The organism is Burkholderia sp. HI2500, assembly GCF_002223055.1.
GTDB lineage: Bacteria > Pseudomonadota > Gammaproteobacteria > Burkholderiales > Burkholderiaceae > Burkholderia.
The window spans coordinates 1175459-1189657 of record NZ_NKFL01000006.1 but is presented as its reverse complement, the minus strand read 5'-3'; the positions used below and the strand labels follow the sequence as shown (position 1 = coordinate 1189657).

Here is a 14199-nt window from a genome sequence, read left to right as displayed (position 1 = left end):
CCGGCGGATCAGGCAGAATCGGCTCCCCCAGTTTCCATCGACGGAGTCCGCATGACCGATCCGAACGAACCACCCGGCCGCAAGGCATACGCGAGCTTCGCGCAACGCTACGCCGACATCGCGCCGACGAAGGCGCACAACGCGCTCTACGAACGTCCGGCGACGATGGCGCTGCTGGGCGACGTCGACGACCTGACGGTGCTCGATGCCGGCTGCGGGCCCGGCATCGGCAGCGAACACCTCGCACGCCAGGGCGCGAGGGTGCATGCGTTCGACGTCACGCCGGAGATGGTCGCGCTGGCAAGAACACGCTGCGCGGGCCTCGCGGTCGACCTCGTGGAGGGCGATCTGGAGGGGCCGCTCACGTGGTTGCCCGACGAAGCATTCGACAAGATCGTCTGTTCGCTCGCGTTCGACTACGTGCGCGACCTTGCGCCGACGCTGCGCGAATTCCGGCGGGTCGCGCGGCCGGGCGCCACGCTCGTGTTTTCGATGGCGCATCCGATGCGCGACTGGATGGACGAACGCACGCGCGGCGAGGGCACCTATTTCGATACGTCCCGCTTCGGCTTCCACTGGTCGGGTTTCGGTGAGCCGAAACCCTATGTCGAAGCGTGGCGGCGGCCGCTCGCCGACATCCTGAACGCCGTGGCCGACAGCGGCTGGCGGCTCGACCGGTTCGTCGAGCCGAAGCCGCTGCCCGAGATGAAGGCCGCCTCGGAGCGGCTTCATGCGGAGCTGTCGCTGGCCCCGGCCTTCCTCTGCATCCGCGCGCGCTGCTGACACGACGCGGCGCGGCGGTCATCCCGCACTCAATGCCGCACCGGCTCGTCGTTCAGCGTGCCGAGGAATGCTTCGATATCCTTGATGTCCTGCGCTGTCATCGCGGGCTTGTCGCCCGGCTTGCGATCGAACGGCGCATCGGTCACGTCGACGTTCGCGCGATACTTCGGCGGGATGTCGTCGTACTCGTCGACCTTGCCGTCCGCACCGCGCGAATAGAACTTCTGCGGCGAGATGCTGCGCTCGTTGTAGAACGCCATCACCTGGTCGAGCGTGTGGAACACGCCGTTGTGGAAGAACACGTGGCGCGTCGCCGCGTTGCGCAGCGTCGGCGTCAGGAACATCCCGCAATACTGCGTCTGATCCTTCAGGTCGTCGCGGAACGGCCCGCACACGCCGAGATCGTAGAACGCCGGGTTGCGGTTCTGCGCCAGTTCCTTGTTGCGCGGCGCGCCGAGCGCCTCGTACTGGTAATCGGTCAACATCGGCGGCAACCCGTCCTTGCCGGGTTTCGACAGGTGGCAGCCCGCGCAATTCGCCTTGTCCGGATCGTTGAACAGGCGCAGCCCGCGCAGTTCGGCCTGCGTGAGGCGCGCGCGGCCTTCGAGCCAGCGGTCGTACTTGCTGTTGTACGGATGGAACGACGGATCTTCCACCTGGTAGCGCGCGATCGCGAACATCGCCTCCGACACCGCGAGCTGCGGGCTGTCGAACACGCGCGGGCCGAACAGTTGCTCGAGCTGCGCGCGGTGCGACGACTGCTTGAGCTTGCGCGCGACGTCGTCGACGCTCGCGTTCGCCATCTCGACCGGATTCAGCAGCGGGCCGAACGCCTGTTGCTGCAGCGTATCGGCGCGGCCATCCCAGAACATTCCGCCCTGCGGCACGAGTTGCGGCGCGGCCGACGTGCCGGCCACCTTCTGCGCCTTGACGACGCCGGCCGCCGACGCGGCCTGTTGCGCGACGCTCGGCGCGGCGTCGTTTTCACCGGCATCGGGGCCGATGCTGAAGTTCGGCTGACGGTACAGGTACATCAGCGACGGCGGCGGGCGATAGCCCTGCTGCGTCATCGCGAGGCCGCCCGGCTGCACGTCGAGCGCATTCGGCGGGCCATACGCATGATCCGGGCTGTGGCACGACGCGCACGACTGCTTGCCCGACGCGGACAGCGACGGATCGGCGAACAGCGCGCGGCCGAGCTGCGCGACCGCCGACAGCGGTTGCGCGGCGGGCCGCTGCAGCACGACCGGATGCGGGTTCGCGCCCGTCCAGTCGGCGACGACGGTGCCGATCGCCGCGGGCACCTGCGCGGGGAACGCGATCGCGAACGCGCCGTAGCCGAGCACGGCGGCGCCGATCACGAACGCCGTGCGGCGCAGGAGGCGGGACGGCGTGCGCGACGCGCGGGGGCCGGTGGTGTCGGGAGACGGGAACGCGGGGCGGGCAGTCATGCTGTCGGTCGGAAATCGGGCGCCGCACGAAGCGGCGCGTTAAACGGAAACGGCCGGCGCGTGCTGCGCCGGCCATGCGGTCACGACGTACCGGTCAGATCGCGGGCGCCGAGCTCAATACGGTGCCGAGCGTCGGGTCGAGGTACAGCGGCGTCGTGTTCGGCTTCGACGTGAAGTCGAACAATGCGCGCAGGTCGCCCGCCGTCGCATCGAACGAGCCGCCGCCGATGCGCTGGCCGCCGAGCCAGTTGTCCTCGATGAAGCGCACGACGGACGCCTGGTCGAGCATCGTGTGGTCGACGTAGTTCTGCTTCGCGTACGGCGAGATCACGACGAGCGGAATGCGCACGCCCGGGCCGCAACGGCCGTTCACGGTCGCGCCGTTCACGCCGGTGGTGCCGCCCGTGCCGCACTTGCCGCTGCCGTTGACCTGGTCGACCGCGTCCGACGATGCGTGCGTCGGCGCCGTGTACACGTGGTCGTACCAGCCGTCCGAGTCGTCATAGGTGACGATCACGGCCGTGTTCTGCCAGTCCGGCTGCTGTTGCAGGAAGTTGACCACCTTCGTCACGAACGCCTGCTCGTCGAGCGGATCCGAATAGCCGGCGTGCCCGTCCTGCGCGGCCGGCGCCTTCAGGTAGCTGACCGACGGGAAGTTGCCGGCCTTCACGGCGGCGAAGAAGTCGTCCGTGTCGTACTGGTGGTTCGCGGGTTCGGCGGTCTTGCCGTCCGCCTGGAGGCTCGAACCGATCGCGGCGACCGAGCTCGGGCGCGTGTGCTGCGGGTTCGCGGTCGACGCGTAGTACTGGAACCAGTTGTGGTGCGGGATGTAGTCGGCCGTCGCGGCGTTCACGGCGGTGGCGACCGTGCTGCGCGCGCAGCCCGTGGTGCCGTTGCCGTTCGTCGTCGACAGGTTGAAGCCGCCCATGAAGCCGCCCCACGTGATCTTCGCGCTGTTCAGCAGGTCGCCGATGTTCTTGCCCGTCATCATCGCCTGGTCGGTCGTGCTCGAGCACACGTCGAAGCCCGGGTCGACGTCGTTGATCATCGTGAAGCCGCCCTGGCCGTCATTGATGTAGTACGAGCTGGCGGCAAGCGTCGACGGCTGCTTCGACGTCTTGACGATCTGCATCCCGTTGGTCTGGCCCGACACGACGTTCAGCGCGCCCGGCGTCGACGGGCCGTAGACCGTCGTGAACGTGTTGTCGCTCATCGCGAAGCGTTGCGCGTAGTTCCACAGCGCGGTCACGGTGTTGCCGTCGAAGTAGCCCATCACCTGGCCCTTCGTGCCGAACGCGCCGGCGCCGCCGGACGAGCCCTTGCCGGTGTATTTCGGGAACAGGTCGGCGAGGCCGTTGTCCTCGGCCTGCTGCTCGGCCGTGTACGCGTGGTTCTGGTCGGCGGTCGCGGCCTGCGTGCGGTCGAGGCGGAACGGGTTCGCCGCGTCGGTGCCGTTGGCCGGGTTCGTGAAGTTCGGGTTCGCGGTGAGCAGCGTGCCCGTCAGGCCGTTGGGCGTCGGCGTGCCGGACTTGGCGGTGAACGCCGGTTCGCCCGACGGGTTCGTCGCGTTCGGGTAGGTGCCGAAGTAGTGGTCGAACGAGATGTTTTCACCGTAGATCACGACGACGTGCTTGATCGGCGTGGCGGTCTGCAGCGCATCCTGCGACGACACGGCGGGCGTCGACGTGGGATCGTCGCTGCCGCCGCAGGCGAACAGCGCCAGCGCCGCGGCTGCGCAGGCGGTGACGAGCAAGGCTTGACGGAACATCGGGAAACTCCAGGTAAGGTCTTCGATGGTGGAGAGCGGCCCCGTCGCCGTGTCGGTCCGGCGCGGAGCTCTTGAGCGAGCACGCGCATTGGAACAGTCCCGTATGAAGATATGGGGACGGAGTGGTTTCGTCGCGATTGCGCTGCGGTATCGATTTCATTACGGCGGAATGCGATGCGAAAGTGAACGGAAAGGGGTGGACCGCATGCCACCTTCGTGTCACATCCCGCGGCGCGTGGGCCGCTTGCCGCGGATGCCGCGCGGGGCGGGCACGCACGGTGCGGTGCGGCGCCCGTTTTTTGACAATTGGATGACGTATTCCTACGATGAACGCCCTGCGGCGACGATTTCGCGTGGCCGACCGTCAGCGAGTATTCAGCGTGCCGATCCCCGTTCTGTTTGCCGTTCTATGTGCAGCGTTCCTGCACGCGTCGTGGAATGCGCTCGTCCGCAGCAGCGGCGATCGGCTCCGGTCGGCCACGGTGCTGCAGATCGCGATCGGGCTGTTCGCGCTGCTGTTCCTGCCGGCCGCGGCGCTGATCACGCCTGCGAGCTGGGCGTACGTCGTCGCGTCGGCCGTGCTGCACGTCGTCTATACGCTGCTGCTGGTGCGCGCGTACGAGCACGGCGACCTGAGCGTCGCGTATCCGGTCGCGCGCGGCACCGCGCCGCTGCTCGTCACGCTCGGCGCAGCGGCGTTCGCGGGCGAGCGGCTGAACCTGGGTGCGCAGGCGGGGCTCGTGCTGATCTGCGCCGGCATCCTCGCGATCGGGCTGGAGCGCGGGCGCGGCGCCACGCACCGGATGATGCAGGTGCTGCCGACCGCGTTCGCGACCGGCGTGTCGATCGCGGCCTACAGCGTGGTCGACGGGATCGGCGTGCGGGAAAGCGGCAACACGGTCGGCTATACAGCGTGGATGTTCGTGCTGACGGGCGCGATGATGGCCGCGTACTACCGGCTGCGGGCGGGGCCGCTGCGGCTGACGCAGGAGGTCGGCGAAACGGCGAAGGCCGCGTGCGGCGGCGTGTTCGCGGCGCTCGCGTACGGCATCGTGATCTGGGCGATGGATCGCGCGCCGATGGGGCCGGTGTCGGCGCTGCGCGAAACGAGCGTGGTGTTCGCGGCGCTGATCGCGCGCGTGTATCTCGGCGAGCGGCTGACGCCGCGCCGGGCGGCCGGTTGCGCGGTAATCGCGGCGGGGGCGTTGCTGATCAGTGCGTTTGAAGCGGTGCGGTGACGCAGTTGCCACTGGCTACAGCGAGTGCGAGGTGAACCGTGACAGTCGTAGCAAAGCGAACTATCGCTGGCGGAGGTCGTCGTTGACGGAGACCGAGGCGGTGCATAAGTTACCGGCGCCGCCCGGTAGTCTCCGCCTAACGCAAGAAACCTAGCGCTGGTGCCGCGTAGCTCGCAAGATGAAAAAGGACGACAAATAGCGTGGCAGCAAGGAACGCGACCACCCAGGTGCGCGACGACCAGCGCCGGTAAGCAAAGGCGTTGAGCGTGGCAAAGACGAACGAAGGCCACAAGGTCAGGGCAAGCAGACCCACGATGAACACTGTGTGAGGTGCGCAGTGTTCCATGTCGTTACAGCCAGTCGAACGTGACGGTGTAGCGGGCCAATGAATATGGCTGAACGCATAAAGGGATGCCCAGGTGACGAGCAAGCCCCATGCGAGTCCCAGAATGGCGATCGCCAGTCGTTTCATTTAACTTCCCAGAAAAGAATTTCTTTCGAATCTGCCAGGTCTGAATACCAATTCCCGCGTCGCCCCCGAAGATAATCGAGCGGGTTGATCATGCTCGGTACACCGATGCGAAACCGCCAGAACGACACGGCAGAGGGAGTCAGGGTGTCTTTGTTCCACAGGTCGATATGCCCGCCGCTCAACGCGTCAGCAGAATCTCCTTCCTGTCGCCAGTAGCCGAAGAAGTAAATGATGCCGGTGCGGCCCTTTATCTTGTTCTGCCAATCCTGTCCGGTGATATTTTCCGGCTTTCCCACGCCTAGGAATGGGCGAAGCTTTAACCATTCAGCCAGCTCATAGGCGCGCGTCGCAGTTGCCTTGCCATTAAGGACCAGGCGCCCGAGCGTCTGTTTTCCCGGCATAGGTTTCAATACCTTCTGAGAAAACGACTTCATGCTGCTGCCGATTGCGTGGAAAGTTACGCTCATCCTGATCGCGCATTGATTTTGATATTCGCCAGTCGGGTCGTCGTATGGGTCTTCCTTTGGATATGCGTTCCAAAACTGTTGAAACGTCAGCGCTTTGAGCTGTACTGTTTTTTCAGAGAGCGGCGTGCTGTTGGTGCGGACTTTCGTGGGCGGATTCGGCATCGGTTACGCCCCGTTCGTGATGGTGGCCGGACCGCTGCCTCTTGTCGCTGCTACTGTTTTTTGCATCGTCGATCCTCGGTGCATTAAGGAGTCGAAGACGATCGCCGATAGGAAACAAGTCGCCTATTGGACTTGTACGATTTTTCGCGAAATTTGCGACTATGAGCGTCTTGTTAATCCGTGATATCGGGCAAGGACGGAGCGACCACGTTTTCCACGCAATTGCTGATCGCAACCGGCGCGCTGGCGTTACGCCTCGACCGGCATCGCACTCGTGCACTTGATCTCGTCGAGGCACACGCTCGAATGCACGCCGCTCACGCCGGGAATGCGCATCAGCGTCTCGAGCAGGAACCGCGACAAGCCTTTCAGATCGTGCGCGACGACCTTCAACACGTAGTCGATGTCGCCCGTCACCGAGAAGCATTCCTGGATCTGCGCTAGATCGGACACCAGTTTCTGGAACTTCGACAGGTCGCGGATATGCCCGCGCTCCATCGTCACGTGCACGAAAGCGGTCACGCCGAAACCGAGCGTGTCGGGGCACAGCCGGGTTTCGTAGCGACGGATCGCACCGATTTCCTCCAGCCGCCGGTGGCGGCGCAACGTCTGCGCGGGCGACAGGCCGACGGCCTTCGCCAGGTCGAGGTTCGACGCGCGGCCGTTCTCCTGCAGGATCGCGAGCAAGTGGCGATCGAGGCGATCCAGAACCGGTTCATGCATTTTTGTTTCCTCATCTGTCTCCTGGATGCAATCTTATCTCATAATGTAGGGTTTGCATGAACGGGTTACGAAACCCGATTTCGCCGTCGCGACGCTAAACTGACGCCGGATTTTCGTGTGCGAACGCATCAAAGCGGGCGCGGCGGCGGCCGGTCTGGCGGGCACGCCGACGCGAATCGGGCGCCGCCACGCGAAGATTGCAGTCCCCAACCCGGCGGCTCCACGAACGGCCCCGGCACACCAAAACAGCGCCCGGCACACCGAGGCGCGCCGCACCCCGCTGCAGGCGGGCGCGGACAGAGTGGAGAAGACATGGTTTCTGGAAACGAGAGCGACGGCCTGAAGCGCGGGCTGAAGAACCGGCACATCCAGCTGATTGCGCTCGGCGGCGCGCTCGGCACGGGGCTGTTCCTCGGCATCGCGCAGACGATCAAGATGGCGGGCCCGTCGGTGCTGCTCGGCTACGCGGTGGCCGGCATCGTCGCGTTCTTCATCATGCGCCAGCTCGGCGAGATGGTCGTCGACGAGCCCGTCGCCGGCTCGTTCAGCTACTTCGCCAACAAGTACGTCGGCCACTTCACCGGTTTCCTGTCGGGCTGGAACTACTGGGTGCTGTACATCCTCGTCAGCATGGCCGAGCTGTCGGCCGTCGGGATCTACGTGCAGTACTGGTGGCCGGGCGTGCCGACCTGGGTGTCGGCGCTGGTCTTCTTCGTCGCGATCAACCTGCTGAACCTGGCCAGCGTGAAGTCGTACGGCGAGACGGAATTCTGGTTCTCGATCATCAAGGTCGCCGCGATCGTCGGCATGATCGGCTTCGGCGGCTGGCTGCTCGCGAGCGGCCATGCGGGGCCGGAGGCGAGTGTCCGGAACCTGTGGCAGCACGGCGGCTTCTTCCCGAACGGCGTGTCGGGGCTCGTGATGTCGATGGCCGCGATCATGTTCTCGTTCGGCGGGCTGGAGCTGATCGGCATCACCGCGGCCGAGGCCGACGATCCGAAGCGCAGCATTCCGCGCGCGACGAACCAGGTGATCTATCGCATCCTGATTTTCTACATCGGCGCGCTCGCCGTGCTGCTGTCGCTGTACCCATGGGAAAAGGTCGTCACCGGCGGCAGCCCGTTCGTGCTGATCTTCCACGCGCTGAGCAGCAACCTGGTGGCCAACGTGCTGAACGTGGTCGTGCTGACGGCCGCGCTGTCGGTCTACAACAGCGGCGTGTACAGCAACAGCCGGATGCTGTTCGGCCTCGCGAAGCAGGGCAATGCGCCGAAGGTGCTGTGCTCGGTGAACAAGCGCGGCATTCCGCTCGCCGCGCTCGGCGCGTCGGCGCTCGCGACCGGCGTGTGCGTGCTGGTCAACTACTTCATGCCGGGCAAGGCGTTCGAGGTGCTGATGGGCCTCGTCGTGTCGGCGCTGATCATCAACTGGGCGATGATCACGCTGATCCACCTGAAGTTCCGCCAGGCGAAGCGCGCAGCCGGGGAGGAGACTTCCTTCCGCAGTCTGGGCTATCCTTTCACGAATTACCTGTGCCTGGCTTTCATGGCCGGCATTCTCGTCGTGATGTACCTGACGCCGGATCTCCGTCTGTCGGTGTACCTGATCCCGGTATGGCTCGCGGTGCTCGCGGTCGGGTATCGCTTCCGTCAGAAGAATGCAGGCTATGCGGTGCACGACGGCGCATCCGCACGCTGACGCAGGCCACGACCGACCATTCTTCCAAACGAGACCGACTCAAGCCATGTTCGAACACATCGACGCGTACCCGGGCGACCCGATCCTGACGCTCAACGAGAACTTCCAGAAAGATCCGCGCGACCAGAAGGTCAACCTGAGCATCGGCATCTACTTCGACGCCGAAGGCCGGATTCCGGTGATGGGCGCCGTGCGCGAAGCCGAAACCGCGCTGCAGCGCGACAGCGGCGCGAAGCCGTACCTGCCGATGGTCGGCCTGGCCGCGTATCGCGACGCCGTGCAGGCGCTCGTGTTCGGCGCCGATCACCCGGCCCGCGCGGCTGGCCGCATCGCCACGCTGCAGACGCTCGGCGGCTCCGGCGCACTGAAGGTGGGCGCCGATTTCCTGAAGCGTTATTTCCCGAATTCGCAGGTGTGGCTCAGCGATCCGAGCTGGGAAAACCACCGCTTCATCTTCGAGCGCGCCGGCTTCACGGTGAACACGTATCCGTACTATGACGAGGCGACGGGCGGCCTGAAGTTCGACGCGATGCTCGCGGCGATCGACGCGCTGCCGGCGCGCAGCATCGTGCTGCTGCACGCGTGCTGCCACAACCCGACCGGTGTCGACCTCGACGAAGGCCAGTGGGAGAAGCTGATCGACGTGATCGAGGCGCGCGGGCTGCTGCCGTTCGTCGACATGGCGTACCAGGGCTTCGGCGCGGGCCTCGACGCGGACGCGTTCGCGGTGCGCGAGCTGGCCCGCCGCGGCGTGCCGGCGCTGGTCGCGAACTCGTTCTCGAAGAACTTCTCGCTGTACGGCGAGCGGGTGGGCGGCCTGAGCGTCGTCTGCGAGGATGCCGCCGCGGCCGACCGCGTGCTCGGCCAGCTGGCCGGCGCGGTGCGCTCGAACTACAGCAACCCGCAAACCTACGGCGCGAAGGTCGTGGCAACCGTGCTCGGCACGCCCGCGCTGCGCAAGCAGTGGGAAGAGGAACTGGCGGCGATGTGCCGCCGCATCGCGCGGATGCGCCAGTCGATCCATGACGGCCTGCGCGACCACGTCAGCGGCGAGGCACTGACGCGCTACGTGAAGCAGCGCGGGATGTTCACGTACACGGGCCTGACCGAATCGCAGGTCGACGCGCTGCGCGAAGTGCACGGCGTGTACGTCCTGCGTTCGGGCCGGATGTGCGTCGCGGGCCTGAACGACTCGAACGTCGCCATCGTCGCGGATGCCATCGGCAAGGTGCTGAAGAGCGGCGTCTGAGCGCGGCGCGCCACGCGGCTGGCCGAACCGGCTGTCTCCGCAAGGGGGCAGCCGGTTTTTCATTGTGCGGCCGCAAGGTGCGCCACCCGGCTGACGCGGGGGCACGCACGGCGGTACGATCACGGCATCCAGCGCAACTTGGAAGGAAGCACATGGGCATCCGGATCATCCAGCTCGGCACGCCGCGCGCGGCCGGCGAGGGCCTGCGGATCGGCACGGTGCGGCGGCCGCCGCGCGGCGTGCCAAAGGCGGAATTCGCGTCGCGCAACTACTATGATGTATGGCTGCCGACGCTGTCGCCGAGCCCGGAACTCGTCGCGCAGGCGCAGGCCGCCGCAACCGATGCCGAATGGAACGCGTTCCGGCGTCACTTCCGTGCGGAGATGGCGCATGGCGATGCGCCGAAGGTGCTCGACCTGCTGGCGGCGCTGTCGGCGACCACCGCGTTTTCGATCGGCTGCTATTGCGACGACGAGCGCCATTGCCACCGCAGCGTGCTGCGCGAACTGCTCGCGGAGCGCGGCGCGGCGATCGAGCCCGACGCGGGCTGAAAGCCGTTTGTAGCTGCATCGCACAGCCGCGCCGGCACGCCGCCGCGCCGTCATCGTGCGGTGCAGCGAACCGGTTGACGTGGGTCAAGCGTGCGGGCGCGCGCGCCACTATGCTCTTGTCATGGAGCCATCACGACGATGACAGGCCGACAGATGCAGATTGTTTTCCCGCCGGAACCACCCGAATATTGCGCACGCGACCTGGTCGTGGCGTTTTCGGCGCTGGTCGACGGACGGTGCGTGCAGTGCGCGGTCACGGCCGAGGCGCTGGAGGATCATTTCGGCGCGCCGTCGCTGCTCGAACGCGACCTGCTGGCCGCATTCGACGCGCACCGGTCGGCGATCGAGGCGATGGCACGACGCATGCTCGAGGAAATCGGCGGCCGGCCGGTGCTGCTGCACAGCGGCCACTTCCGGCTCGGAGACTGATACCGCAGGAGGGCGCATGACACTGCAGGGCAACATTCACGAACGCGACTGGTCCGTCGAAGTCGAGACGCGCCCGTGCGAATCGGGCGAATTCCGCTGCCGCGTGTCGGTCGAGCACGGCACCGGCGCCGCGCGTTTTCATCATACGTTCGAGCACAGCCATGCGTATCCGACCGAGCGCGAGGCGATGATCGAAGGGTTGCGGGCCGGCATGACCTGGATCGAGATGAAGACGTCACAGACCTTCAACGTATGAACGGACCCGCGCCGGCGACGGCGCGGGCAGACTATCGGCCGGGCAGCGATCGCAGAAATCGCGCCGTGCCACGGGCAACACGTGCCGCCGCCTTACGGTGCGGGCGGCACATGCAAGGCGGTCGACGAGCGGGCGGCCCCGTCAGGAGACACGACATGGGCGTGGGCATGCAGATCGCCTGCCTGGGATTCACGGGGACCGCCGCGGTCGAAGCCGAAGCCGGCGCGCAGCTGGTGCGGCTCGAACGGTTTCGCACGCTGATCGGCGGCTGTTACCTCGCCATTGAAGCGAGCGCCGACGCCGACGCCGATGGCGCACGCGTGTACGACGTACGACTCGACCTCGTGATGCACGACACGGCGCGCTGGCCGCTGCCGCCGTGCGTCGGCGGCAACCTGGACGACGCGCTGCGCCGCGCGTTCATGCAGGCCGAACAGGCGCTGATCGCGTGCCAGGCGGCCGGTGCAAGGGTGGGGCTGCGCAACGCGGCGGCCGATCGCGCGGTGCGATGATGCATCGCGCGCGGTGCCGTCAGGCGCAGCCTGGGTTCCGGGTTGTCAGACCCGTGCGAGCGCTTGCGAGTCGATGATGCGCACGCGCTTGCCGCGCGTTTCGACCAGCGCTTCGCGATGGAACCGCGAGAACATCCGGCTCACGGTTTCGAGCTTCATCCCGAGATAGCAGCCGATTTCCTCGCGCGTCATCCGCAGGTTGAATTCCGTTGCCGAATAGCCGCGCGCCTCGAAGCGCGACGACAGGTTCAGCAGGAAATGCGCGACGCGTTGCTCGGCCGACATCGTGCCGAGCAGCAGCATCTGGCTCGATTCGCGGACGATCTCGCTGCTCAGCATCTGGTAGAGGAAGTGCTGCATCGGCTTGATCTCGCGGCACGCCGCTTCGAGCGCACCGAACGGGATGATGCACACGACGCTGTCCTCGAGCGCGATCGCGTCGCAGCAATGCTGGCCGCCGCCGATGCCGTCCATCCCGAGCGTTTCGCCGGCAATCTGGAAGCCCGTCACGTGTTCGCGGCCGTCGCGATGCATCATCACCGTCTTGAACGAACCCGCGCGCACCGCATAGATGCTCTGGAACGGATCGTCGGTGCGGAACAGCGCGTCGCCCTGGCGCACCTGCCGGGTCGTGCAGATGATCGAGTCGAGGCGGCCGTATTCGGCTGCGGTCAGGTGCGGCGGCAGGCACATCGTGCGCATCGCGCACACCGAGCAGCGTGCGGCGGGATGCTTGGCGGCGTCGGCGCGCGTGACCGCGCGAAGCGGAATCGTCGGCCGAGGCGCGATGGATACGTCGGCGGCGCAGGGGGTGGCTGTGGACATGAGTCACTCCGGCTCGTCAGGGGTGGTGCACGCGAGCGTGCGCCAGGGATTCGATGACCTGGCATGCGGCGTCGAATTCGACGGTCTTGTCGAAGAAGTAGTCGGCTCCGGCCAACGCGCATGCCTCTCTGAATGCCGGTGCCGAGTGATTCGTCAGCACGATGGTGACGATGCGCGGCGCGGCCTTCGACAGCGTCCCGATCAGCTCGAGGCCGCTGCCGTCCGCCAGCCGCAGGTCGACGATCACCACGTCCGCCTGGCTGCTGCGGATATGCGTCCACGCGTCCTGGCCGTCTTCCGCTTCGCCGACGACGGCGACACCGCGGATCGCGCCGACGAGCAGCGCGATCCGCTGCCGGACGGCGACGGCGTGATCGACGAGAAACACCCGGAGCGCGGCGGGTAACGGGCTGGCATTCATGCCGGCAGTATCGTGTTGCGCCGCCGAAAATGAAATCGGCCGAATTGGAAGTTGATGTAGGCCGCTGCGACGCGTTGTAGGGCGATTCCTACAACGCGTACGGGAAATCGCCGGAGCGGCTCCGAGGGGGCGATGCCGCGAGCGCGGCTGAAGGGGGAGGTTGGCGGGTCAGCCGGCCTGGCGCGCAGCCAGCGCATCGCGCGCCGTGCGGCACGCGGCGAGATCCCACGCCGCACATCCGACGCTCTTGAACAGCAGCGGCCCGTTGCGGTCGAATGCGCCGCCCAGCACGTCGGCGAGCGATGCGACGTGCTGCCAGTCGACCTGCGCGACGATCAGGTCGCCGGCTTCGTGACGCGCGCCGGCCGGATCGTCGACGACCAGCCGGCTGGCGCGCACCGTGTTCGCGTCGATCTCGGCCGCGTCCGCGGTAAACGCGCCGACGCCGACCACGAGCCGGCCTTCGCGCGCGGCTTCGCGATAGACGGGCGTGCGGCTCGTCGTCAGCGTGACGACCACGTCGATCGCATCGGGAATCGCGTCACCGTCGAGCGGCACGAGGCGCGGCGCCTGCGCGCGGTGCGCGGCACAGAATGCCGCTGTGCTGTCGGCGCTTGTGCCGCGCACGTGAAGGCGCGCCTCGGGAAAGATCGCGGCGAGCGCTTCCGCGTGATTGGCCGCCTGCTTCCCGGTGCCGATCAGCAGGATGTCGCGCGGCGCGGCGCCCTGCAGCGCCTGGATGCCGAGCGCGGTGATGGCCGCCGTGCGGCGCCCGGTGACCGTCGGGCCGTCGAGCGCGAAGCGCATCTCGCCGGTGGTCGCGTCGTAGGCGGTGACCTGGCCGAGGATCGTCGGCAGCCCGCGCGCGCCGTTGCCCGGGCACACGTTCACGAGCTTGTGGGTCGCGAGGTCGCGCGCGCTCGACGGCATCGACAGCATCACGCCGCCCGCCTGCAGCGGCACGACCAGGCGTTCGGGGCTGACGATCTCGCCCGCCGCATAGTCGGCGACGGCCTGCCTGAGCGTGGCGAGCAGCGCCGGGTAGTCGAGCAGCGCGGCCGTGTCGGCCGCGTCGAAAACGGGAATCGGGGAAAGAGCGGTCATCGTGTACGTCGCATGCGTCGGTGAGCGTGGACGACGGGCGCATGCCGCGCCCGCCAAGAGCTGCCGGATACCGTGACACAGGGCAGTGTG

General features: G+C 66.9%; 16 protein-coding genes. 8 read left to right on the top strand and 8 right to left on the bottom strand.

The features are described 5' to 3' along the window. Positions 1-51: 51 nt before the first annotated feature. Positions 52-783 carry a class I SAM-dependent methyltransferase gene (locus CFB45_RS23095; protein ID WP_089427543.1) on the top strand — a complete coding sequence of 244 codons (732 nt, stop codon included), beginning with the start codon at positions 52-54 and terminating at the stop codon, positions 781-783. 29 nt (positions 784-812) lie between these two features. Here CFB45_RS23095 and CFB45_RS23090 read toward each other — a convergent pair whose 3' ends face one another. Beyond that, positions 813-2234, bottom strand: a complete 1422-nt coding sequence (locus tag CFB45_RS23090; protein WP_089427542.1) for a cytochrome-c peroxidase — start codon at positions 2232-2234, stop codon at positions 813-815. A gap of 94 nt (positions 2235-2328) precedes the next feature. After that, positions 2329-4002, bottom strand: a complete 1674-nt coding sequence (locus CFB45_RS23085) for a phospholipase C (protein WP_089427541.1) — start codon at positions 4000-4002, stop codon at positions 2329-2331. 326 nt (positions 4003-4328) lie between these two features. Between CFB45_RS23085 and CFB45_RS23080 the strand changes: the two genes are divergently transcribed. Further along, positions 4329-5240 (top strand): EamA family transporter, encoded by a 912-nt coding sequence (locus tag CFB45_RS23080; RefSeq protein WP_089427540.1) that lies wholly within the window; start codon positions 4329-4331, stop codon positions 5238-5240. A 136-nt stretch (positions 5241-5376) separates the two neighbouring features. Here CFB45_RS23080 and CFB45_RS23075 read toward each other — a convergent pair whose 3' ends face one another. The 3 genes from CFB45_RS23075 to CFB45_RS23065 form a co-directional block, all read right to left on the bottom strand. Further along, complete coding sequence (locus CFB45_RS23075) at positions 5377-5712, bottom strand: hypothetical protein (RefSeq protein ID WP_089427539.1); 336 nt, start codon at positions 5710-5712, stop codon at positions 5377-5379. Continuing rightward, the gene (locus CFB45_RS23070) at positions 5709-6341 is read right to left on the bottom strand and encodes a type VI secretion system amidase effector protein Tae4 (protein WP_089427538.1); all 633 of its coding nucleotides are present in this window, start codon (positions 6339-6341) and stop codon (positions 5709-5711) included. The genes CFB45_RS23075 and CFB45_RS23070 overlap by 4 nt, the downstream gene beginning before the upstream one ends. A 249-nt stretch (positions 6342-6590) precedes the next feature. Further along, positions 6591-7064 carry an Lrp/AsnC family transcriptional regulator gene (locus CFB45_RS23065; RefSeq protein ID WP_039367332.1) on the bottom strand — a complete coding sequence of 158 codons (474 nt, stop codon included), beginning with the start codon at positions 7062-7064 and terminating at the stop codon, positions 6591-6593. A gap of 312 nt (positions 7065-7376) precedes the next feature. On the opposite strand from CFB45_RS23065, the gene CFB45_RS23060 reads away from it, so the two are divergent. From CFB45_RS23060 to CFB45_RS23035, 6 genes are all read left to right on the top strand, one after another. Further along, on the top strand, positions 7377-8762 hold the full coding sequence (locus CFB45_RS23060; protein WP_069251526.1) for an amino acid permease: 1386 nt from the start codon (positions 7377-7379) through the stop codon (positions 8760-8762). Between the two features lie 46 nt (positions 8763-8808). Then, entirely contained in the window at positions 8809-10011 is a 1203-nt protein-coding gene (locus tag CFB45_RS23055; RefSeq protein ID WP_089427537.1) for an amino acid aminotransferase, read from the top strand. A 152-nt stretch (positions 10012-10163) separates the two neighbouring features. Next, a complete protein-coding gene (locus tag CFB45_RS23050; protein ID WP_089427536.1) occupies positions 10164-10562 on the top strand; it encodes a DUF488 domain-containing protein in 399 nt (132 codons plus the stop codon). A 138-nt stretch (positions 10563-10700) separates the two neighbouring features. Continuing rightward, a complete protein-coding gene (locus CFB45_RS23045; protein ID WP_089427535.1) occupies positions 10701-10991 on the top strand; it encodes a DUF1488 domain-containing protein in 291 nt (96 codons plus the stop codon). Positions 10992-11007: 16 nt separating this feature from the next. Further along, a complete protein-coding gene (locus CFB45_RS23040) occupies positions 11008-11247 on the top strand; it encodes a hypothetical protein (protein ID WP_039367346.1) in 240 nt (79 codons plus the stop codon). A 155-nt stretch (positions 11248-11402) separates the two neighbouring features. Next, entirely contained in the window at positions 11403-11759 is a 357-nt protein-coding gene (locus tag CFB45_RS23035) for a metal ABC transporter ATPase (RefSeq protein ID WP_089427534.1), read from the top strand. A gap of 45 nt (positions 11760-11804) precedes the next feature. Here CFB45_RS23035 and CFB45_RS23030 read toward each other — a convergent pair whose 3' ends face one another. From CFB45_RS23030 to lhpI, 3 genes are all read right to left on the bottom strand, one after another. Then, positions 11805-12584, bottom strand: coding sequence for a helix-turn-helix domain-containing protein (locus tag CFB45_RS23030; protein ID WP_089427533.1), 780 nt, complete (start codon positions 12582-12584; stop codon positions 11805-11807). A 16-nt stretch (positions 12585-12600) separates the two neighbouring features. Continuing rightward, positions 12601-13005 carry a response regulator transcription factor gene (locus CFB45_RS23025; RefSeq protein ID WP_089427532.1) on the bottom strand — a complete coding sequence of 135 codons (405 nt, stop codon included), beginning with the start codon at positions 13003-13005 and terminating at the stop codon, positions 12601-12603. A gap of 168 nt (positions 13006-13173) precedes the next feature. Continuing rightward, complete coding sequence (gene lhpI, locus CFB45_RS23020; protein ID WP_089427531.1) at positions 13174-14109, bottom strand: bifunctional Delta(1)-pyrroline-2-carboxylate/Delta(1)-piperideine-2-carboxylate reductase; 936 nt, start codon at positions 14107-14109, stop codon at positions 13174-13176. Positions 14110-14199 lie beyond the last annotated feature (90 nt).

Bases quoted from the DNA above. Each gene is read 5' to 3' on its own strand.
- CFB45_RS23045 (WP_089427535.1), top strand. From the start codon at position 10,701: ATGACAGGCCGACAGATGCAGATTGTTTTCCCGCCGGAACCACCCGAA.
- CFB45_RS23080 (WP_089427540.1), top strand. From the start codon at position 4,329: ATGAACGCCCTGCGGCGACGATTTCGCGTGGCCGACCGTCAGCGAGTA.
- CFB45_RS23065 (WP_039367332.1), bottom strand. From the start codon at position 7,064: ATGCATGAACCGGTTCTGGATCGCCTCGATCGCCACTTGCTCGCGATC.
- CFB45_RS23050 (WP_089427536.1), top strand. From the start codon at position 10,164: ATGGGCATCCGGATCATCCAGCTCGGCACGCCGCGCGCGGCCGGCGAG.
- CFB45_RS23090 (WP_089427542.1), bottom strand. From the start codon at position 2,234: ATGACTGCCCGCCCCGCGTTCCCGTCTCCCGACACCACCGGCCCCCGC.
- CFB45_RS23095 (WP_089427543.1), top strand. From the start codon at position 52: ATGACCGATCCGAACGAACCACCCGGCCGCAAGGCATACGCGAGCTTC.
- CFB45_RS23040 (WP_039367346.1), top strand. From the start codon at position 11,008: ATGACACTGCAGGGCAACATTCACGAACGCGACTGGTCCGTCGAAGTC.
- CFB45_RS23085 (WP_089427541.1), bottom strand. From the start codon at position 4,002: ATGTTCCGTCAAGCCTTGCTCGTCACCGCCTGCGCAGCCGCGGCGCTG.
- CFB45_RS23055 (WP_089427537.1), top strand. From the start codon at position 8,809: ATGTTCGAACACATCGACGCGTACCCGGGCGACCCGATCCTGACGCTC.
- CFB45_RS23075 (WP_089427539.1), bottom strand. From the start codon at position 5,712: ATGAAACGACTGGCGATCGCCATTCTGGGACTCGCATGGGGCTTGCTC.
- CFB45_RS23070 (WP_089427538.1), bottom strand. From the start codon at position 6,341: ATGCCGAATCCGCCCACGAAAGTCCGCACCAACAGCACGCCGCTCTCT.
- CFB45_RS23035 (WP_089427534.1), top strand. From the start codon at position 11,403: ATGGGCGTGGGCATGCAGATCGCCTGCCTGGGATTCACGGGGACCGCC.
- CFB45_RS23025 (WP_089427532.1), bottom strand. From the start codon at position 13,005: ATGAATGCCAGCCCGTTACCCGCCGCGCTCCGGGTGTTTCTCGTCGAT.
- CFB45_RS23030 (WP_089427533.1), bottom strand. From the start codon at position 12,584: ATGTCCACAGCCACCCCCTGCGCCGCCGACGTATCCATCGCGCCTCGG.
- lhpI (WP_089427531.1), bottom strand. From the start codon at position 14,109: ATGACCGCTCTTTCCCCGATTCCCGTTTTCGACGCGGCCGACACGGCC.
- CFB45_RS23060 (WP_069251526.1), top strand. From the start codon at position 7,377: ATGGTTTCTGGAAACGAGAGCGACGGCCTGAAGCGCGGGCTGAAGAAC.